The following is a 20,149-nucleotide window of genomic DNA, read 5'->3' on the forward strand; positions in this document are numbered from 1 at the left end:
ATGATTCCCTGACCGGCATGCCGAACATCCCCGTGACCACCTGGTCCCTGGAACAGACCGCTCCGACCGATCTCCTCCCGGCGGAACCCCCGGAGGGCGACGTCCGGATCCGCCGCGCGGACGTCCCCTCCCCGGAGTTCAGCCGCTTCCTCTACGCCTCCGTGGGCGGCGACATCCACTGGATCGACCGGCTCTCGTGGACGTACGCACGGTGGCAGGAGCACCTGGAGCGCCCCGGCGTGGAGACGTGGGTTGCATACGACCACGGCACCCCGGCCGGCTACGTCGAACTCGCCCCGCAGGACGACGGGGTCGTGGAGATCGCGTATTTCGGCCTGATCCCGGCGTTCCGCGGCCGGCGGATCGGTGGCCACCTCCTCTCCTACGGCGCCGCTCGCGCCTGGGACCTCGCGGACCGCTGGCCGGGGCTGACCGGCACCAAGCGGGTCTGGCTGCACACCTGCTCCAAGGACGGCGAGCACGCGATGGACAACTACCGGCGCCGTGGCTTCCAGCTCTTCGACACCAAGGTCGAGGAGGAGGCCGAGGCGCCCACACCCGGCCCCTGGCCCGGGGCCTACCCGGCCTGACCTGCGGGAACAAGAGTCCCCGCGATCTTTGTGACCAACGACACCCTGGTCTCGCCTGTCGAGACCAGGGTGTCCACATGGTGGATAAAGCTGGACTGTGTCCAGATCGCCGTGACACGCTTCCGTCATGTCTGGAACTGGAATTGCCTTGGTGAGTCGGCGGCACGTCGATCTCGGCCGCATGTCCAGCGCCATCTGTCCGGTGCGCTGACGAGCCGCGGCGTCACCCGACACATCCTCTCGTTCTCCTCCCCGCGCAATGACGCGCAGGTATTCCCATGCGCCCGTACGCGCAGGTAAGAGCCTCCCGCCCGCCGCCCGACCGCCGCCCCTCATCGACGGCGCTACGCGCCGACACCTTCCCGTCGCTGTCCCGAAGGACGTAGAACACATGGCCGCCACCCCGCAGAACCCTGCCGCCGCAGCGCCCCGCCGCAAGGTGAGCCGTCACCGCGGCGAGGGTCAGTGGGCCGCGGGGCACCACACCCCGCTGAACGGCAACGAGCAGTTCAAGAAGGACGACGACGGTCTCAATGTGCGGACACGCATTGAGACGATCTACTCGAAGCGCGGCTTCGACTCGATCGACCCCAACGACCTGCGCGGCCGGATGCGCTGGTGGGGCCTCTACACCCAGCGCAAGCCCGGGATCGACGGCGGCAAGACCGCGATCCTGGAGCCGGAGGAGCTGGACGACAAGTACTTCATGCTGCGGGTGCGGATCGACGGCGGACGCCTCACCACCCAGCAGCTGCGGGTGATCGGCGAGATCTCCGAGGAGTTCGCGCGCGGCAGCGCGGACGTCACCGACCGGCAGAACATCCAGCTGCACTGGATCCGCATCGAGGACGTCCCGGAGATCTGGAACCGCCTCGAGGCGGTCGGACTCTCCACCACCGAGGCCTGCGGTGACACCCCGCGCGTGATCATCGGCTCGCCGGTCGCCGGCATCGCCGAGGACGAGATCATCGACGGCTCCTCGGCGATCGACGAGATCCACGAGCGGTACATCGGCAGCAAGGAATTCTCCAACCTGCCCCGCAAGTTCAAGACGGCGATCTCCGGCTCCCCGCTCCTCGACGTGGTCCACGAGATCAACGACATCGCCTTCGTCGGCGTCGAGCACCCCGAGCACGGCCCCGGTTTCGACCTGTGGGTCGGCGGCGGTCTGTCCACCAACCCCAAGCTCGGTGTCCGGCTCGGCGCGTGGGTTCCGCTGGACGAGGTGCCCGAGGTGTGGGCCGGTGTGGTCGGCATCTTCCGCGACTGGGGCTACCGCCGCCTGCGCACCCGCGCGCGTCTGAAGTTCCTCGTCGCCGACTGGGGCCCGGAGAAGTTCCGCCAGGTCCTGGAGGACGACTACCTGAAGCACAAGCTGGTCGACGGCCCCGCGCCCGCCGAGCCCTCGGGCCGCTGGCGCGACCACGTCGGCGTGCACCGCCAGAAGGACGGCCTGTTCTACGTCGGCTTCGCCCCGCGCGTCGGCCGCATCGACGGCGCCACGCTGACGAAGATCGCCGAGCTCGCGGAGGCGCACGGCTCGGGCCGGGTGCGGACCACCGTCGAGCAGAAGATGATCATCCTCGATGTCGAGGAGGCGCAGGTCCAGCCGCTGGTCGAGGCCCTGGAGGCGCTCGACCTCACCGCCAAGCCCTCCCCGTTCCGGCGCGGCACCATGGCCTGCACCGGCATCGAGTACTGCAAGCTCGCCATCGTCGAGACCAAGCAGCGCGGTTCCTCGCTGATCGACGAACTGGAGCGCCGCATCCCGGACTTCGACGAGCCGCTCACCATCAACCTCAACGGCTGCCCGAACGCCTGCGCCCGTATCCAGGTGGCGGACATCGGTCTCAAGGGCCAGCTGGTCCTCAACGACCAGGGCGAGCAGGTCGAGGGCTACCAGGTGCACCTGGGCGGCGCCCTCGGCCTGGAGGCCGCCTTCGGCCGCAAGGTGCGTGGCCTGAAGGTCACCGCCGAGGAACTGCCCGACTACGTCGAGCGCGTCCTGAAGCGGTTCCAGGCCGAGCGCGAGGACGGCGAGCGCTTCGCCGCCTGGGCCTCGCGTGCCAGCGAGGAGGCCCTCTCGTGAGCGAGCGCGCCGCCCCCTTCTACTGCCCCTACTGCGGCGACGAGGACCTCCGTCCGAGCGAGGAGTCGCACGGCGCGTGGGAATGCGCGGCATGCAACCGCGCATTCCAGTTGAAGTTCCTCGGGCTGCTCGCCCGGGGCCTTCGGCACACCGACGCAGGGGGAGATCAGATATGACGGCGATTCAGGAAGAGCGCACGACCGAGGATCTCAAGGCGCTCGCCGAGCAGGCGGGCCGCGACCTGGAGGACGCCTCGGCGCTGGAGATCCTCCAGTGGGCGGTCGACACCTTCGGGGCACGCTTCTGCGTGACCTCCTCGATGGAGGACGCGGTGGTCGCCCACCTCGCCTCCCGCGCGAGGAAGGGCGTCGACGTCGTCTTCCTCGACACCGGCTACCACTTCGAGGAGACCATCGGCACCCGGGACGCGGTCGAGGCCGTGATGGACGTGAACGTCATCACGCTGTCGCCGACGCGGACGGTCGCCGAGCAGGACGCCGAGTTCGGCCCGAAGCTGCACGACCGCGACCCCGACCTGTGCTGCAAGATGCGCAAGGTCGAGCCGCTGGAGCGGGGCCTCAAGAACTACCTGGCCTGGGCGACCGGGCTGCGCCGCGACGAGTCCCCGACCCGGGCGAACACCCCGGTGGTCGGCTGGGACGAGAAGCGGCAGAAGGTCAAGGTCTCCCCGATCGCCCGCTGGACCCAGGACGACGTGGACGCGTACGTCGCGGAACACGGCGTCCTCACCAACCCACTGCTCATGGACGGCTACGCCTCCGTCGGCTGCGCCCCCTGCACCCGCCGTGTCCTCGAGGGCGAGGACGCGCGCGCCGGCCGCTGGGCGGGCAGCGCGAAGACCGAGTGCGGGCTGCACGGATGACGACATCTACCAAGGAGTTGCACGTGACGACCGGAGCCACCGTCTGGCTCACGGGTCTGCCGAGTGCCGGCAAGACCACCATCGCGTACGAGCTGGCCGGCCGGCTGCGCGAGGAGGGCCACCTCGTCGAGGTGCTCGACGGCGACGAGATCCGCGAGTTCATCTCGGCGGGCCTCGGTTTCAGCCGCGAGGACCGGCACACCAACGTGCAGCGCATCGGCTTCCTCGCCGAACTGCTCGCCCGTAACGGCGTGAAGGCGCTGGTCCCGGTCATCGCGCCCTACACCGACAGCCGTGACGCGGTGCGCAAGCGCCACCAGGAGAGCGGCGCGGCCTACCTCGAGATCCATGTGGCGACTCCGGTCGAGGTGTGCTCCGTACGCGATGTGAAGGGCCTGTACGCCAAGCAGGCCGCGGGTGAGCTGTCCGGGCTGACCGGGGTCGACGACCCCTACGAGGAGCCCGAGTCGCCCGATCTGCGCATCGAGTCGCAGAACCAGACCGTCCAGGAGTCCGCGGCGGCGGTCCACGCGCTGCTCACCGAGAGGGGACTGGCATGACGACGACCGTTGCCAAGGTGGACGAGGGCACGGAGGCTCCGTACGCCCTGTCCCACCTGGACGCGCTGGAGTCGGAGGCGGTGCACATCTTCCGTGAGGTGGCGGGTGAGTTCGAGCGGCCGGTGATCCTGTTCTCCGGCGGCAAGGACTCCATCGTCATGCTGCATCTGGCGCTGAAGGCGTTCGCCCCCGCGGCGGTCCCCTTCTCGCTGCTGCACGTCGACACCGGGCACAACTTCCCCGAGGTGCTCGAGTACCGGGACCGTACGGTCGACCGGCACGGTCTGCGGCTGCATGTCGCCTCCGTGCAGGACTACATCGACCGGGGTGTCCTCAAGGAGCGCCCGGACGGCACCCGCAACCCGCTGCAGACGCTGCCGCTGACCGAGAAGATCCAGGCGGAGAAGTTCGACGCCGTCTTCGGCGGCGGCCGCAGGGACGAGGAGAAGGCCCGGGCCAAGGAGCGGGTGTTCTCGCTGCGGGACGAGTTCTCCCAGTGGGACCCGCGCCGCCAGCGCCCCGAACTGTGGAACCTGTACAACGGCCGCCACGCACCCGGCGAGCACGTCCGCGTCTTCCCGCTGTCCAACTGGACCGAGCTGGACGTCTGGCAGTACATCGCCCGCGAGGGCATCGAGCTCCCGGAGATCTACTTCGCCCACGAGCGTGAGGTGTTCTCGCGCGGCGGCATGTGGCTGACGGCGGGCGAGTGGGGCGGCCCCAAGGACGGCGAGAGGGTCGAGAAGCGCCTCGTGCGCTACCGGACCGTCGGCGACATGTCCTGCACGGGTGCCGTGGACTCCGACGCCGTGACGCTGGAGCAGGTCATCACAGAGATCGCCGCCTCCCGGCTCACCGAGCGCGGCGCCACCCGCGCCGACGACAAGATGTCCGAGGCCGCGATGGAAGACCGTAAGCGCGAGGGGTACTTCTAAGCATGACCACCACCACGGAACTCACCGAGACGACCCTTCTGCGGTTCGCGACCGCCGGTTCGGTCGACGACGGCAAGTCCACGCTCGTCGGCCGGCTGCTGCACGACTCCAAGTCGATCCTCACGGATCAGCTGGAGGCCGTGGAGCGCGCGTCGGCGAGCCGGGGCGCCGAGGGCCCGGACCTCGCGCTGCTGACGGACGGCCTGCGCGCCGAACGCGAGCAGGGCATCACCATCGACGTCGCGTACCGCTACTTCGCCACGCCGAAGCGCCGGTTCATCCTCGCCGACACCCCCGGCCACGTGCAGTACACCCGCAACATGGTGACGGGTGCCTCCACCGCCGAGCTGACGGTGATCCTCATCGACGCCCGCAACGGCGTCGTCGAGCAGACCCGCCGGCACGCCGCCCTCGCGGCCCTGCTGCGGGTGCCGCACGTGGTGCTCGCCGTCAACAAGATGGACCTCGTCGACTACGCCGAGCCCATCTTCGCCGCGATCGCCGAGGAGTTCACGGCGTACGCCCTCGAACTGGGCGTCCCCGAGGTCACCGCGATCCCGATCTCGGCGCTCGCCGGCGACAACGTGGTGGAGCCGTCCGCGAACATGGACTGGTACGGCGGCCCGACCGTCCTTGAGCACCTGGAGACGGTCCCGGTCACCCACGACCTGAGCCACTGCCACGCCCGCCTTCCCGTGCAGTACGTGATCCGGCCGCAGACCGCCGAGCACCCCGACTACCGGGGCTACGCCGGTCAGATCGCCGCCGGTTCCTTCCACGTCGGTGAGCAGATCACCGTGCTGCCGTCGGGGCGTTCCACGAAGATCGCCGGCATCGACCTGCTGGGTGAGCCGGTCGACGTGGCCTGGACGACCCAGTCGGTGACGATCCTCCTGGAGGACGACATCGACATCTCGCGCGGCGACCTGCTGGTGCCCAGCAAGGACGCCCCGCCGACCACCCAGGACATCGAGGCGACCGTGTGCCACGTCGCCGACGCCCCGCTGACCGTGGGCCACCGGGTGCTGCTCAAGCACGGCACCCGCACGGTCAAGGCGATCGTCAAGGACATCCCGTCACGGCTCACGCTCGCCGATCTGTCCCTGCACCCGCACCCGGGCCAGCTCGTCGCCAACGACATCGGCCGGGTGAAGATCCGTACCGCCGAGCCGCTGCCCGTCGACGCCTACTCCGACTCGCGGCGCACCGGCTCGTTCATCCTCATCGACCCGAACGACGGCACCACGCTCACCGCGGGCATGGTCGGCGAGTCGTTCGCGTCCCCGGAGCCCGTCAAGGACGAGTCCGAGGGCGACGGGTGGGACTTCTGACATGAACTCCACCGACTACTACTCCACGTTCGCGAAGGAGGGCGGCCGCGTAGGCAGCGGCGCGCTCGGCAGCGGGCAGGGCGGAGTGGCGCGATGTGTGCGCTGACGTACGCGCACCGCTTGCGCGCCCCGTCCCCCCACAGCCGTAGACGCAGACCTGCCGACCTCCCGGCCACGACCTGAAAGACCGTGACCCGCCGGGCCTCCGAGAGGAACACCTCCCGTGCCTGCTTCATCCGCTCTTCGCCGCGGTCTCGCGGTCATCGCCGCGCTCCCACTGCTCACCCTCGCCGCCTGCGGTTACGGCTCCGAGGCGAAGGACGACGGCACCGCCAAGGTCGCCGCCGGGGCCAAGAAGATCGACGGGCTCGACTCCGTCAAGATCGGCTACTTCGGCAACCTGACACACGGCACCGCGCTCGTCGGGGTGAACAAGGGCTTCTTCCAGAAGGAGCTCGGGGCCACCAAGGCCTCGTACGCGACCTTCAACGCCGGCCCTTCCGAGATCGAGGCGCTCAACTCCAAGTCGATCGACATCGGCTGGATCGGCCCCTCCCCGTCGATCAACGGCTATGTCAAGTCGGACGGCAAGAGCCTGAAGATCATCGGGGGTTCGGCCTCCGGCGGTGTGAAGCTGGTCGTCAATCCGGACAAGATCAAGTCCCTCAAGGACGTCAAGGGCAAGAAGATCGCCACCCCGCAGCTCGGCAACACGCAGGACGTGGCGTTCCTCAACTGGATCGCCGACCAGGGCTGGAAGGTCGACGCGCAGAGCGGCAAGGGTGACGTCACCGTCGTCCGCACGGACAACAAGATCACGCCGGACGCCTACAAGGCCGGTTCCATCGACGGCGCCTGGGTGCCGGAGCCGACCGCGTCGAAGCTGGTCGCCGAGGGCGGCAAGGTGCTGCTCGACGAGGCGTCGCTGTGGCCGGACAAGCAGTTCGTGATCACGAACATCATCGTGCGGCAGGACTTCCTCAAGGAGCACCCGAAGGCGGTCGAGGCCGTCCTGAAGGCGTCGGTGGAAGCCAACAAGTGGATCAACGCCAACCCTGACGCGGCGAAGGCGGCGGCGAACAAGCAGCTGGAGGCGGACTCCGGCAAGGCGCTCAAGCCCGAGGTCCTGGACCCGGCCTGGAAGTCGATCCAGTTCACCAACGACCCGCTGGCCGCCACCCTCAACACCGAGGCGGAGCACGCGGTCAAGGCCGGTCTGCTGAAGAAGCCCGACCTGAACGGGATCTACGACCTGACCATCCTCAACAAGGTCCTCAAGGCCGACGGCGAGTCCCCGGTCGACGCCGCCGGTCTCGGCACCAGCTGATCCGGTCCCCGAAGAGTTCCCAGGAGGTGACGACCATGGCCACGACCACGACGCTCGCCAAGGCCGACGAGTCCGTCGAGTACGCCGCACGCCTCGACCACGTCTCGAAGTCCTTCGCGGGACCGGGTGGACAGCAGCTCGTCCTGGACGACATCAGCATCGATGTCGCACCGGGCGAGTTCGTCACCCTCCTGGGGGCCTCGGGGTGCGGCAAGTCCACGCTGCTGAACCTGGTGGCCGGGCTCGACGGCCCGACCGCCGGGTCCATCACGACCGACGGCCGCCCCGCCCTGATGTTCCAGGAGCACGCCCTCTTCCCGTGGCTGACCGCGGGCAAGAACATCGAACTCGCCCTGAAACTCAGGGGAGTTGCCAAGCCCGAGCGGCGCGACAAGGCCGAGGAGCTGCTCGAACTGGTCCGGCTGAAGGGCGCGTACGGCAAGCGCGTCCACGAACTGTCCGGCGGTATGCGCCAGCGCGTGGCACTGGCCCGCGCGCTGGCGCAGGAGAGCAACCTGCTGCTGATGGACGAGCCGTTCGCGGCCCTCGACGCCATCACGCGGGACGTGCTGCACGACGAGATCACCCGGATCTGGACGGAGACCGGGATCTCCGTCCTGTTCGTCACGCACAACGTGCGCGAGGCGGTACGGCTCGCGCAGCGCGTGATCCTGCTGTCCTCCCGCCCCGGCCGGATCGCGCGCGAGTGGACGGTCGACATCCCGCAGCCGCGCCGCATCGAGGACGCGCCCGTGGCCGAACTGGCCCGTGAGATCACCGAAGAACTGCGTGGGGAGATCCGCCGTCATGGCCAGCACTGACACGACACCGGCCCAGGACGCCGGGAGCGTAGAGGCGGGTCTCGACGCGCTGGAGACCCAGGCCACCGGCCGCCCGACCCTCCGGCAGACCCTCGTCAACAAGATCCTGCCGCCGGTCATCGCCCTCGCGGTGGTCCTCGCGGTCTGGGCGCTCCTCTACCCGGTGGTCGACGACCCGTCGAAGCTGCCGTCGCCTGCGGCCGTGGGCTCCACGTTCAAGGAGGCCTGGCTCCAGGGCGATCTGCTCGGCTACATCTGGACCAGCGTCTCGCGCGGTCTGCTGGGCTTCTTCTTCGCCCTGCTCATCGGCACCCCGCTGGGCCTGATCGTGGCCCGGGTGAAGTTCATCCGCGCGGCCATCGGCCCGATCCTGTCCGGCCTCCAGTCGCTGCCGTCGGTGGCGTGGGTGCCGCCGGCCGTGATCTGGCTGGGCCTGAACAACTCCATGATGTACGCCGTGATCCTGCTCGGCGCGGTCCCCTCCATCGCCAACGGTCTGGTGTCCGGAGTCGACCAAGTGCCGCCGCTGTTCCTGCGGGCCGGCCGCACGATGGGGGCGACGGGCATCAAGGGCATCTGGCACGTCACGCTGCCTGCCGCGCTGCCCGGCTATGTGGCGGGCCTCAAGCAGGGCTGGGCGTTCTCCTGGCGCTCGCTGATGGCCGCGGAGATCATCGCGCAGTTCCCCGACCTGGGTGTGGGTCTCGGCCAGTTGCTGGAGAACGGCCGCACCAACAGCGACATGGCCATGGTGTTCGAGGCGATCCTGCTCATCCTGTTCGTCGGCATCGCGATCGACCTGCTGATCTTCAGCCCGCTGGAGCGGTGGGTGCTGCGCAGCCGCGGTCTGCTGGTGAAGAGCTGAGTCCATGAAGCCCGTTCTCCTGGTCATCGCCCACGGCAGCCGCGACCCGCGGCATGCCGCGACGGTGCACGCTCTCGTCCGCCGGGTGCGCTCACTGCGCCCGGACGTACGGGTGGAGACGGGCTTCCTGGACTTCAACATCCCCTCCGTGCAGGGGGTGTTGGAGTCCCTGGCGGCGGAGGGCGTCCGTGACGTCGTAGCGCTGCCCCTGCTGTTGACGCGGGCGTTCCATGCGAAGGCGGACATCCCCGCGGTGCTGCGGGACGCGCCGCCGCAGCTGCGGATCCGGCAGGCGGAGGTGCTCGGCCCGTCGCCGCTGCTGCTGTCGGCGCTCGAACGGCGGCTGTACGAGGCGGGGTTGACGCCCGCCGACAAGTCCTCGACCGGGGTCGTGCTGGCCTCGGCGGGGTCCACCGACCCGGAGGCGATCGCAGTGATCGCTGACATCGCGCGGGAGTGGCGGCACACCGGTTGGTGCGCCGTGCGGCCTGCGTTCGCCTCCGCGGCCCTGCCCCGCACCGAGGACGCGGTGCGGGAGCTGCGGGCTCTCGGCTGCGCGAAGGTGGCCGTCGCGCCGTACGTGCTCGCCCCGGGGTTCCTGCCCGACCGCATCGCGCGGGGCGCGGCCGAGGCGGACGTCCTGGCCGCGGTGCTGGGGCCCGCGCCGGAGGTGGCGCGGGTGCTGCTGCGGCGGTACGACACCGCGTCGGTGCGGGTGCTGCTGCGGGTGAGCGCGTGAGGCGGCGCTACTCTCCGGAGGGCTGATTCTCTACGGCTGTGACGGCCTCGTCGGCCAGCCGTACCAGCTCTCCCACCGGCATCGACCCGGCCTCCCTGCGTTCGCGGGCGTAGGTGTTGGCGAGCCGCTGGAGGAGGTCGTTCAGCGGGGTCGGGACGCCGTGCAGGCGGCCGAGGAGGGCGATCTCGCCGTTGAGGTAGTCGGCCTCGATGGTGCCGGTGCCGCGGGTGAGGGACTGCCAGGAGGAGCCGCCGCCGCGCGGGGCGTCGTCGAGCGGCAGCAGGGTGATCTTGTCGCGGCGGACCTCGCGCTGTTCCTCGGGACTCGTGTACGCGATTCCGGCGGCCTCCAGGACGGCCACGCCCTCGGCCTGTACCCGCTCGACGAGCGCCACGGCCGCTCCGTCCTCGAGGGGACCGGCGACCGCCTCGACGGCGTTGGCGAGGTTGGACAGCAGCTTGGCGTACTGCCAGCGGGCGAGGTCCGGCACGACCGGTGCCTCGAACCTCGACTTCTCCAGGTCGGCGGCGATCCGCCGGGCGGTCTCGTCCGTGCCGTGCGGGTACACACCCAGGTGCAGGATGCCGGTGAGCGGGCTGCCCGCGGCGGAGACCAGCCCGGGTTCCACGAAAGTCGCCGGCAGCCAGACGCAGACGCCGTACACATGCCGGAATCGCCGCAGGGCCACGCGCTGCCCCTCCACGCCGTTCTGCGCGCACAGCAGCGGCAGCCGCTCGGCCGCCGTGCCGCCGCCCTCGACCGGGGCCGGACCCCACGCGTCCAGGGCGCCTTCCGTATCCTGGGTCTTCACGGCGAGGACGAGCACGTCGTCGGCGCGCAGTACGCCGAGTCCAGCCGGCCCCTCCACGACCGGGAGCCGGTACGTGAACTCGCCCTCCGGCACCCTCAGCCGCAGTCCCCCGTCTCTCAGCGCCGCGTACTGCGCGCCCCGCGCGACCAGAACGACCTCGTGCCCGGCCCCCGCGAGCCGCCCACCGACGGCCCCGCCGACCGCCCCTGCCCCGATGATGATGTAGCGCATGGGACGAGCCTCGCACAGCGGTGTCGACCGCGGTGCGTCCGGAGGGTCATCCCGCGAACGGCGTCGCCTGGTGGAAGTACAGCAGCCACCCGCTCGGCGTGCGCCGCCACAGTGAACTGCGGTGTGCCCGGCCGCCGTTGTGCTCCGTGTCGAAGGTGAGATGAACGACGTCCGGCGCGAGACGGACCCCCCTCATCCCGGACGCCGCGATCGGCCCGGCCTCCTGATCCGAGGCCCCGGCGAGGGCGGCGATGATCGACAGGCGGTCCCAGTGCCGCCCGGACGCGCCGAACTCGTGGAACTCGGGGTGCAGCAGCGCGCCCACCAGCTCGGGCGAGGCGCGTACCTCGGGGTCGAGGAGCCGCAACTCGCCCTGGACGGCGGCCTCCACGGCGGGATCACGGTCACTCACCGGTCATCTCCACCAGCTTGACGACGGTGTTCCAGTTGCGGCTGGTGGCGATCACGCCCTTGTTCAGCCTCGGCTTGGACAGGTGCTCGGCGAGCTTGGAGCGGCCGAGACCGTTCGGGGCGTACAGGTACAGGGCCCGGTCGCCGAGGCGGAACTCCTCCGGGAGGTAGGCGGCCTGGTCGATCTCCGCGAAGCGGTCCGCGTCGACGGGCGCGGAGAAGTAGGTGACGTGGAGCTGTTTGGCCTCCATCTCGGCGGCCGGGAAGGGGCAGGCGTCGGCGACGGCCTTCAGGTAGGCGTGGTCGCGGACGATCACGTCGACCGGGAAGCCGAACCGCTTCTCGATCGCGTCCGTGAGTTCGGCGGCCAGGGACTCCTCGTCGCCGTGGTCGGCGGTGAACACGGCCTGCCCGCTCTGGAGGTAGCTGCGTACCCCGCCGTGTCCGAGGTCTTCCATCAGCGTGCGCAGGTCGGCCATGGGGACCTTCCTGTTGCCGCCGACGTTGATTCCGCGCAGCAGCGCCGCATACGTGGTCGTCATGAGCACACCCTAGGACGGCCTTCGCTCGGACCCTGATCATCGCCCCGCACAAGGGCCGTTAGATGTAAGGGTCACGGTCCTCCCCAGTACGGAGGGCGCGCGGTCCCTTGGGAGGAGCGGGCGGTGCCCGCACTTCACCGGACAGCACGACGAGACGGGTTTATCCAGCTCATACCTTCTAAGTGAAAGGTGGCGGCAGGGGGCTGCCACCGCTCACAAGGGGGCAAGCCCGTCATGGGGAACGGAGACACAAGGGTGCGGGGCCTGGCCGCCCGGGCCGGCGGCTGGAGCGCACGGCACCGATGGGCTGCCGTCGGTATCTGGGTGCTGTTCGTCGTCCTGGCGATGGGACTCGGCTCGGCTGCGGGCCGGGTCGACGTCAAGGAGAGCGACCAGCTCAAGGGGGAGACGCACACCGCCGCGAAGATCATCGAGGACGCCGGGATCGACGAGCCGGCCAGTGAGACGGTGCTGATCCAGGCCAAGGACGCCGGCGGCAAGGCGACCGACGCCGACTTCAGGGCCGCTGTCTCCGCGGTGATGAAGGCGGTCGAGGGTACCGGCAAGGCCACGGACGTGACCTCGCCGTACGACACGGACACGATCTCGAAGGACGGCCGCAGCGCGCTCGTGCAGTTCGACATGCGCGGCGAGGCGGACACCGCCGGGGACCGGGTCGAGCCGGTGCTGAAGGCCGTCGAGGGAGTGCAGAAGGAGCACGGGTCGCTGCGGATCGAGGAGATCGGCGGCGCCAGCATGAACAAGACGTTCTCCGACGCGTTCGGCGACGACTTCGAGAAGGCCGAGCTCTCCGCGGTGCCGGTGGCCCTCGGCATCCTGCTCATCGCGTTCGGCGCGTTGGTCGCGGCCCTGCTGCCGGTGCTTCTGGCCGTCAGCGCCATCATGGCGACCATGGGTCTGATGGGCATCGTCAGCCATGTGATGCCCATGAGCGACACCGCCAACTCCGTGATGCTGCTGGTCGGTCTGGCCGTCGGAGTCGACTACTGCCTGTTCTATCTGCGCCGTGAGCGCGAGGAGCGGCAGGCCGGCCGGGACGCGCAGACCGCTCTGCGGATCGCCGCCGCCACCAGCGGCCGCGCGATCATCGTCTCGGGTGTCACGGTGTGCGTGGCGATGGCGGGCATGCTGTTCACCGGGCTCGCCGAGTTCGAGGCGATGGGCCTAGCCTCGCTGATGGTCGTGGCGGTCGCCATGGTCGGTTCCGTGACCGTGCTGCCCGCGCTGCTCTCGCTGCTGGGCGGACGGGTCGAGAAGGGCAAGATCCCCTTCCTGCACCCGGAGAGCCGGCTGCGCCGCAAGCGGGGCGGCAACCGGGAGAGCCGGTTCTGGACGGCCGTGCTGAAGGGCGTTCTCGCGAGGCCCGTCGTCTCGGTCGTGGTCGCGGCCGGCGCGCTGCTCGCCATCGCGGCACCCGCGCTCGGCATGAAGACCCAGAACCTCACCCTGGACCAGGAGTTCGGCGACTCGCTGCCGATCGTGCAGACGTACAACCGGGTCAACGACGCCTTCCCCGGCGGTTCGGACCCGGCCGAGGTGGTCGTCAAGGCGGCCGACATCAACGCACCCGAAGTCACCGGCGCGCTGGCCGACTTCAAGGAGCGGGCGATCTCCTCGGGAGCCTCGCGGGGCCCGGTCGAGATCAAGCTGCACGACGCGCAGAACCTCGCCTTCGTGTACGTCCCGCTGGTGGGCGGCTCCGACTTCGACAAGGCCGGACAGAGCCTGGACACGCTGCGCGACGAGGTACGTCCGGCCACGCTCGGCAAGGTCGACGGTCTCCAGGCACCGATCACCGGACAGGTGGCGGGTTCCAAGGACTTCAACGACCAGCTGACCGGAGCGGTCGTCCCGGTCTTCGCGTTCGTGGTGGTCTTCGCGTTCGTCCTGATGCTGCTGTCGTTCCGCTCGCTGACGGTCGCGATCACCTCGATCGTGCTCAACCTGCTGTCGGTGGGCGCCGCTTACGGCATCCTCGTCGCCGTCTTCCAGCACGGCTGGGGTGCCTCGCTGGTGGGCGCGGAGGGCGTCGGCGCCATCATCACCTGGCTGCCGCTGTTCCTCTTCGTGATCCTGTTCGGCCTGTCGATGGACTACCACGTGTTCGTGGTCTCACGGATCCGCGAGGCCCGCCTGCGGGGCCGTACGACGAGGGACGCGATCCAGCACGGCGTGGTCACCACGGCCGGTGTCGTCACCAGCGCCGCCGTCATCATGGTCGCCGTGTTCGCGATCTTCGGGACGCTGTCCATGCAGTCCATGAAGCAGATGGGCGTGGGCCTCGCGGCCGCGGTGCTGATCGACGCGACGATCATCCGGGGCGTGCTGCTCCCGGCGGTGATGGCGCTGCTCGGCGAGCGCAACTGGTACCTGCCGAAGTGGCTGAACCGGCTGCCCGACCTCACCCACGACGAGGCCGCGGACGCCGTGGCGGCGCCCGCGGCGCGGGACGACGAGGGTGAGCCTGTGAGGGTCTGAGCCTTCTTCCGCGAAGGCTGAACCCCCTTGTACTGAGGGCCCGTTGGTGACCGGGGTACCAACGGGCCCTCACTCATGCGGGCAGTTCCGCCTCGATGAGGTCGGCCGCCCTGCGGGTGCCGCCCTCCTGCGCCATCTCTGCCTGGATCTCCTTCAGTTTCCGGGCGACTCCGGGGTCGTCGACGAGCGCGAGGGCGGCCTCTTTCAGGGCTTCGGCGGTCGCCTCCCCGGTGTCGATCCGGCGGGCGACACCGAGGCTCTGGAGCATGTCCGCGTTGCCGAACTGGTCCACGGCCTGCGGTACGGCGATCATGGGCGTGGCGGTCGCGAGTCCCTCCTGGCTCCCGCCCGCGCCGACGTGCGTGACGAACAGGTCGGCCTGCTTGAGGATCGCCAACTGCGGTACCCAGGACCGTACTTCGACGTTGTCCGGCACGGTGCCGAGTTCGGCCGGGTCCACGTGTTTGCCGATCTGGAGCACGAGGTGCCAGCCGGGGAGGTCACCGAAGGCCCGGACGCATTCCTTGTAGAAATCGGGCCGCCGGGTGAACGAGGAGCCGAGCGAGACCAGCGCCACCTTCTCCGCCGCGGCCGGCCGCTGCCACTCCCCCTCGGCACCACGGTCGCCCTGGCAGGCGCCGACGAAGGTGTACACGCTCTCGTCGACCCGGTCGGCGTTCGGCTGCAGAGCCTTCGGGATCAGCACGAGAGAGCGGTCGGGACGGCCGACGAAGGTGTCCGGGTGCAGGGCGATGCCGTTCTCCTCAAGCCAGCTTTGGAACCGGGCGTAGTAGGCCTGCCCGCGCTCGGACTTCTTCGGCTCGGCCCACATCGGCTCGGCGACCTCCTCCTCGTAGCCCCGCCAGGCGACGAGGTTCGGTGAGAGGGAGATCGCCGGCACGCCCCAGCGATGGGCGAGGATACGGGCCGGGTAGGCGGTGATGTCGTGCAGGACGAGATCCGGTTCGTCACCGTCGTACGCCTCGGCCTGCTGCGGCAGGGCCTGGATCGCGTCGGCGAGGAAGAGCTCCACATGGTCGAGCAGTTCGGTGCCCCAGGCCGCCGGGTCGTCGTCGGGGCCGGGAAGGGTCGAGTTCCAGGGCTTCACCTCGGCACCGGTCCCGGCGACCTTCTCGGCGAACAGGAGCGGGACGGCGTACGTGACCCGATGCCCGCGCGCCACGAGTTCGCGGATCACCTCGAGGCTGGGGTTCACGTGACCGTGGGCGGCGATGGAGAACATGGCGATGTGCGAGCGAGTGGTCATGGCAGCGAGACTAGGCGAGACGAGACGTATCGTGCAATGTGATGGCGTAGCTGCACGGCGACCGTTGCCCGCGGCACCGTCGTGGCCGGTCGCGCAGTTCCCCGCGCCCCTGGGCGCGCTCACGGCGCCAGCACCTCGTACAGCCGCAGCCAGTTCACCGGCGCCACCTCACCCACCAACGACCTCCGGTCGAGCCGCGCGGAGCGAAACGCCGCGTCCACCCGCCGCCGGGGGTGGGCCCGGCACAGGGACGCATGCAGCGACCCGCCGACTCCCGAGAAGCCGAGCTCGACCAGGTGCCGCCAGCCGTGCAGCGCTGCGGGCCCGAGCAACGGGGTACGCCGGCGCTCGATCCGGAGGATCCCCGCGTCCACCCGTGGCGCGGGCCGGAAACTGTGCCGACCGACACGGCCCACCAGCCGCCATTCATGACGCGGCCAGCTCAGAACCGTCAGCTGCGTCCACCTCCCGTAGTCCCCGGTGCGCTTACGGGCGTACTCGAGCTGGGTGAGGAGGGTCGCGTCGGTGAGTGCGGGAGCCCGCAGACACCAGTCGACGATGTCCGCGGTCCGCGAGAAGGGCACGTTGCCGGCGACGGCGAACGGAGTGCGGGGCGGTCGGGCGACGAGGAAATCCCCCTCCAGCACCTGCACTTGGGGGGTGTCCGAGAAGCGCTCCCGGAGTACGGGAACGAGCCGCGAGTCGATCTCGTACGCGAGCAGCCGGCGGCAGCGCGGGGCGAGCAACTCGGTCAACGCGCCCTTTCCCGCGCCGACTTCGAGCAGCAGCGGGGTCGGTCGGGGTACGGCGAGTCCGGCGAGGCGCGCGGCGGCACCGCGGTCGGTGAGGAAGTTCTGCGAGAGCGCGCGGGAAGCGCGGGTGGGGCGGCCCATGGCCAGTGGTCCTTGTCTTCCGTGACGGGAAACGGGCAGACGAAGGCCCCGACCGGAAGACTGGGAAAGAGAAGCGGGGACGCGCAGACGTCAGAGGGTGTCGCGCCCCGGGCCGGTCAGGGCTCCGGGGCCGCGGCGCATCCGGATGGAGTGCGTGCAGCCCCGGCCGAGACCGGAGATGTTCATCGCGTTGAAGGCTCCCACGGAGGGCACGCTAGGCGCGGGCCCTCGACGCCGACAACCGAATTACCTCAGCGCTGGTAGCGGGCCAGCACCAGATTGCCATCGTCCTCCAGACGTTTACGCAGCTCACCGAGGCCGATGGCACCGCTGTAGTACTCCTGGAAGGCGGGGGTGGCGACCTTGTCCTTCCACTCCGGGTAGCCGCGGACGGACTGCGCGGGAGCCGTGGTGAGGTGGGAGGCGAGGGCGGTGCCGGTGGCCCAGCCGTCCTTGGTGGTGCGCAGGGCGGGGTCCTTCAGGGCCTCGGTTCCGGTGGGCAGCATCCAGTCCCCCAGCGCCAGCCGGACCATGTTCTTGGGCCGGAGCAGGAAGTCGATGAACTCGGCGGCCGCCTTCTTGTGGGGGCTGTCCTCGGCGACGGACAGGGTCTGCGGGCTGACGCCCTGGGTGAGCCCGTCGGCGCCGGCCGGGGCGGGCAGTACCTGCCACTGGAAGCCCTTCGGCGCTTGCTGCGCGATCTGCTGGCGGTAGGAGAACCCGAGCGGGACCATCGCGTACTTGCCGCCGAAGAAGCCGGGCAGGGTGTCGGAGCCGCCGCTGCCGAGCGTGGTGGGTGAGGCGCTGTGGTCGGTGTTCGCCTGGTCGTGGATCGTGCGGGGCACGGTCTCGTCGGCCTTCTCGAAGCGGATGGTGACCTTTCCGTCGGCGCCCCGGTGGAAGAGCTGCCCGCCCGCCGACAGTGACAGGTTGAGGGTCGCGGAGACGGGTTCCTTGAGCGGCCAGGCCACGCCGTACCTGCCGTCATCGCTGAGCCGCTCGGTGATCCGTCGGAACTCCGCCCAGCTCCACGGGTGTTCGGGGGTGGGGATCCGGACGCCGGACTCCTTCAGCCACTCGGCGTTGGCGACGAGGACACGGGGCTCCTGGAGGAAGGGCACGCCGTAGACGCCGTCGCCGAAGGTGGCGGTCTCCCAACTCCGCTGCGGGATGTCCGACTTCAGCCGCTCGGGCAGCAGGTCCGCCAGATCCGCGAGGTAGCCGCCGTAGGCGAAGTCCGCGAGGTCGTCGGAGGCGTCGTGGATGATGTCGGGCGCCTCGCCGCCCTCGAACGAGGTGAGCAACTGGTCGTGGACACTGTCCCAACTCCCCTGCACATACTCGACCTTCACTCTGGGATGGGTCGCGTTCCACTCCTTCACGAGTGCCTTGTTGGCCGCGACGGACTCCTCCTGCCAGGCGAGGGACTGGAAGCGGAGGGTGATACGACCGTCCTCGGGCGTGCTCGTGCCGGTACACCCGGCCAGGAGCAGAAGGAGGACTCCGATGAACCAGCGAGCCCGCATCAGCTCTTCACCGCCCCGGCCAACATGCCTCCCGTGATACGGCGTTGGATGATCGCGAAGATGATCAGCGAGGGAAGAGTGGCGAGGAAGGCGGCCGCCGCCAGTGGGCCGAGGTCGGCGACGCCCTCCGCGCCGATGAAGTGGGTGAGGACGACCGGCAGGGTCTGTTTGTCGGAGGTCTTCAGCAGCACCAGCGCGAAGAAGAACTCGTTCCACGCGGTGATGAACGCGAACAGCGCCGTCGCCACGATCCCCGGCGCGAGCAGCGGCGCCGTCACCGACACCAGGGTCCTGAGGCGCCCGGCTCCGTCGACGGCCGCCGCCTCCTCAAGTTCGGTCGGCACGGCACGGACGTATCCGACGAGCATCCACAGCGCGAACGGCAGCGCCCACACGACGTACACCAGCACCAGGCCCGCAAGGGAGTTGATCAGCCGGAGGTTCTTCAGCACCAGGAACAGCGGGATGATCACCAGCACGAGCGGGAAGGCCTGGCTGACCACCACCCAGCCCGTGGCGGCCTTCGCGAGCCGGGTGCGGTGGCGTGCCATGACGTACGCCAGCGGGGTCGCGATCAGTACGGCGATCACCGCGGCGGCGGACGCGGCGAGCAGGGAGTTTCCTGCGGCGCGCAACAGGGGCTGTTCGTCGAAGGCCTGGCGGAAGTTGTCGAGGGTGGGGTTCCGCGGGATCCAGGTGGGGTGCAGACTGCCCAGTTCTCGCGGGGACTTGAAGGCGGTGGAGACCAGCCAGAGGAAGGGGAAGGCGAGGAAGAGGAGATAGACGAAGAGGGCGGCGTACTGGCCGACGCGGCCGGTGGTACTGGTTTTCACGCGTCGTCACCCCCCTTGAGCCGGCCCATGAGGAAGAGGGCGAGGAGGACGGAGACGACGGCGACCATCACACAGCCCATCGCGGCCGCGTAGCCGAACTGGCCGTACCGGAAGGCCTCTTCGTAGGCGAAGAGCATCGGGAGGCGGGTACGGCCGCCGGGTCCACCGCTGGTGAGGACGTAGACGAGCGCGAACGAGTTGAAGTTCCAGATGAAGTTGAGGGCGGTGATCGCGAACGCGACCGGCCGCAGGGCGGGCCAGGTGACCGTACGGAATCGGCGCCAGGCGCCCGCGCCGTCCATCGCGGCCGCCTCGTGGAGTTCGCGCGGGGTGTTCTGGAGGCCGGCGAGCAGGGTGACCGTCGTCTGGGGCATCCCGGCCCAGACGCCTACGACGATCACTGCGGGGAGAGCGGTGGACAGGCCGCTGAGCCAGTCACGTCCGTCGCCCAGGCCGAGGGTGCGGAGGGTCTCGTTGAGGACACCGGCGTCCGGGTTGTAGACCAGGCGCCACATGACACCGACGACCACCTCGGGCATGGCCCAGGGGATGATCGCGAGGGCACGGGCGAGCCAGCGCAGCTTGAGGTCCTGGTCCAGCAGCAGGGCGAGGCCGAGCGCCAGCAGGAACTGCGGCACGGTCACGCCGACCGCCCACACCAGGCCGATCCGGAACGACTCCCAGAAAAGGGTGTCGTGCAGCAGGTCCTGGAAGTTGAGGCCGCCGATCCACTGGGTGGCCCGGGTCCGGCCCGACTGGGCGTCGGTGAAGGCCAGCAGGATCCCGTACAGCAGGGGTCCCACGCTCAGCACCAGGATCGGGATCAGCGCGGGCAGCACCAGGAACCAGGCCCCGCGGTCGGGAGGCCGGCGGTCCCCCTCGGCGCGCGGTGCGCCCTGCGCCGACCGCTCCGTCGCGGTCACCAAGGTCACGTCATCGGCTCCTTCGCACGGTTCGTGACGTTCCGGCCCTCCTGGCCTGGGCCTCCGTCATGGT

General features: G+C 69.9%; 20 protein-coding genes and 1 pseudogene. 13 read left to right on the forward strand and 8 right to left on the reverse strand.

The features are described 5' to 3' along the window. Window positions 1-17: 17 nt before the first annotated feature. The 12 genes from ACIBJB_RS08710 to ACIBJB_RS08765 all read left to right on the forward strand — a co-directional run bounded on the left by ACIBJB_RS08710 (window position 18) and on the right by ACIBJB_RS08765 (window position 10,140). Window positions 18-590, forward strand: a complete 573-nt coding sequence (locus ACIBJB_RS08710; RefSeq protein ID WP_398927944.1) for a GNAT family N-acetyltransferase — start codon at window positions 18-20, stop codon at window positions 588-590. Window positions 591-717: 127 nt separating this feature from the next. Continuing rightward, window positions 718-801 carry a putative leader peptide gene (locus ACIBJB_RS08715; RefSeq protein ID WP_349817346.1) on the forward strand — a complete coding sequence of 28 codons (84 nt, stop codon included), beginning with the start codon at window positions 718-720 and terminating at the stop codon, window positions 799-801. Window positions 802-981: 180 nt separating this feature from the next. Then, window positions 982-2,679, forward strand: coding sequence for a nitrite/sulfite reductase (locus ACIBJB_RS08720; protein ID WP_398927946.1), 1,698 nt, complete (start codon window positions 982-984; stop codon window positions 2,677-2,679). Next, a complete protein-coding gene (locus ACIBJB_RS08725; RefSeq protein WP_057611043.1) occupies window positions 2,676-2,855 on the forward strand; it encodes a hypothetical protein in 180 nt (59 codons plus the stop codon). The genes ACIBJB_RS08720 and ACIBJB_RS08725 overlap by 4 nt, the downstream gene beginning before the upstream one ends. Beyond that, on the forward strand, window positions 2,852-3,562 hold the full coding sequence (locus ACIBJB_RS08730) for a phosphoadenylyl-sulfate reductase (protein ID WP_398927948.1): 711 nt from the start codon (window positions 2,852-2,854) through the stop codon (window positions 3,560-3,562). Before ACIBJB_RS08725 ends, ACIBJB_RS08730 begins: the two co-directional genes overlap by 4 nt. Then, on the forward strand, window positions 3,559-4,122 hold the full coding sequence (gene cysC / locus ACIBJB_RS08735; RefSeq protein WP_326662805.1) for an adenylyl-sulfate kinase: 564 nt from the start codon (window positions 3,559-3,561) through the stop codon (window positions 4,120-4,122). The genes ACIBJB_RS08730 and cysC overlap by 4 nt, the downstream gene beginning before the upstream one ends. Continuing rightward, window positions 4,119-5,057, forward strand: a complete 939-nt coding sequence (gene cysD, locus ACIBJB_RS08740) for a sulfate adenylyltransferase subunit CysD (RefSeq protein ID WP_398927950.1) — start codon at window positions 4,119-4,121, stop codon at window positions 5,055-5,057. The genes cysC and cysD overlap by 4 nt, the downstream gene beginning before the upstream one ends. Window positions 5,058-5,059: 2 nt before the next feature. After that, window positions 5,060-6,388, forward strand: a complete 1,329-nt coding sequence (locus ACIBJB_RS08745; RefSeq protein ID WP_398927952.1) for a sulfate adenylyltransferase subunit 1 — start codon at window positions 5,060-5,062, stop codon at window positions 6,386-6,388. A gap of 223 nt (window positions 6,389-6,611) precedes the next feature. Next, window positions 6,612-7,715 (forward strand): aliphatic sulfonate ABC transporter substrate-binding protein, encoded by a 1,104-nt coding sequence (locus ACIBJB_RS08750; protein ID WP_398927954.1) that lies wholly within the window; start codon window positions 6,612-6,614, stop codon window positions 7,713-7,715. Between the two features lie 35 nt (window positions 7,716-7,750). Continuing rightward, complete coding sequence (locus tag ACIBJB_RS08755; RefSeq protein WP_398927956.1) at window positions 7,751-8,536, forward strand: ABC transporter ATP-binding protein; 786 nt, start codon at window positions 7,751-7,753, stop codon at window positions 8,534-8,536. Then, complete coding sequence (locus tag ACIBJB_RS08760; RefSeq protein WP_398927958.1) at window positions 8,523-9,401, forward strand: ABC transporter permease; 879 nt, start codon at window positions 8,523-8,525, stop codon at window positions 9,399-9,401. The genes ACIBJB_RS08755 and ACIBJB_RS08760 overlap by 14 nt, the downstream gene beginning before the upstream one ends. Before the next feature lie 4 nt (window positions 9,402-9,405). Beyond that, complete coding sequence (locus ACIBJB_RS08765) at window positions 9,406-10,140, forward strand: sirohydrochlorin chelatase (RefSeq protein WP_398927960.1); 735 nt, start codon at window positions 9,406-9,408, stop codon at window positions 10,138-10,140. A 7-nt stretch (window positions 10,141-10,147) separates the two neighbouring features. Here ACIBJB_RS08765 and ACIBJB_RS08770 read toward each other — a convergent pair whose 3' ends face one another. From ACIBJB_RS08770 to ACIBJB_RS08780, 3 genes are read right to left on the reverse strand one after another with little or no spacing between them, the layout of a single operon-like run. Continuing rightward, window positions 10,148-11,182, reverse strand: coding sequence for a ketopantoate reductase family protein (locus ACIBJB_RS08770; RefSeq protein WP_398927962.1), 1,035 nt, complete (start codon window positions 11,180-11,182; stop codon window positions 10,148-10,150). 46 nt (window positions 11,183-11,228) lie between these two features. Continuing rightward, window positions 11,229-11,594: a DUF4440 domain-containing protein gene (locus tag ACIBJB_RS08775; RefSeq protein WP_398927964.1), complete on the reverse strand. Its 366-nt coding sequence runs from the start codon at window positions 11,592-11,594 to the stop codon at window positions 11,229-11,231. Continuing rightward, a complete protein-coding gene (locus ACIBJB_RS08780; protein WP_398927967.1) occupies window positions 11,587-12,135 on the reverse strand; it encodes a DUF1697 domain-containing protein in 549 nt (182 codons plus the stop codon). The genes ACIBJB_RS08775 and ACIBJB_RS08780 overlap by 8 nt, the downstream gene beginning before the upstream one ends. Before the next feature lie 234 nt (window positions 12,136-12,369). Here ACIBJB_RS08780 and ACIBJB_RS08785 point away from each other — a divergent pair, with 234 nt between their 5' ends. Beyond that, window positions 12,370-14,634, forward strand: a complete 2,265-nt coding sequence (locus tag ACIBJB_RS08785; RefSeq protein ID WP_398927970.1) for an MMPL family transporter — start codon at window positions 12,370-12,372, stop codon at window positions 14,632-14,634. Window positions 14,635-14,707: 73 nt separating this feature from the next. On the opposite strand, the pseudogene mgt reads toward ACIBJB_RS08785, so the two are convergent. The 5 genes and pseudogenes from mgt to ACIBJB_RS08810 form a co-directional block, all read right to left on the reverse strand. Further along, window positions 14,708-15,944: pseudogene (mgt, locus tag ACIBJB_RS08790) on the reverse strand (macrolide-inactivating glycosyltransferase). A 76-nt stretch (window positions 15,945-16,020) separates the two neighbouring features. Next, a complete protein-coding gene (gene erm / locus ACIBJB_RS08795; protein WP_398927972.1) occupies window positions 16,021-16,794 on the reverse strand; it encodes an ErmE/ErmH/ErmO/ErmR family 23S rRNA (adenine(2058)-N(6))-methyltransferase in 774 nt (257 codons plus the stop codon). Between the two features lie 251 nt (window positions 16,795-17,045). Continuing rightward, window positions 17,046-18,320 carry an ABC transporter substrate-binding protein gene (locus tag ACIBJB_RS08800; protein ID WP_398927974.1) on the reverse strand — a complete coding sequence of 425 codons (1,275 nt, stop codon included), beginning with the start codon at window positions 18,318-18,320 and terminating at the stop codon, window positions 17,046-17,048. Next, window positions 18,320-19,153: a carbohydrate ABC transporter permease gene (locus ACIBJB_RS08805; protein ID WP_398927976.1), complete on the reverse strand. Its 834-nt coding sequence runs from the start codon at window positions 19,151-19,153 to the stop codon at window positions 18,320-18,322. The genes ACIBJB_RS08800 and ACIBJB_RS08805 overlap by 1 nt, the downstream gene beginning before the upstream one ends. Beyond that, window positions 19,150-20,085 carry a carbohydrate ABC transporter permease gene (locus ACIBJB_RS08810; RefSeq protein ID WP_398927979.1) on the reverse strand — a complete coding sequence of 312 codons (936 nt, stop codon included), beginning with the start codon at window positions 20,083-20,085 and terminating at the stop codon, window positions 19,150-19,152. The genes ACIBJB_RS08805 and ACIBJB_RS08810 overlap by 4 nt, the downstream gene beginning before the upstream one ends. Window positions 20,086-20,149: the final 64 nt, after the last annotated feature.

This window comes from Streptomyces sp. NPDC050759, assembly GCF_044456945.1.
Lineage (GTDB): Bacteria > Actinomycetota > Actinomycetes > Streptomycetales > Streptomycetaceae > Streptomyces.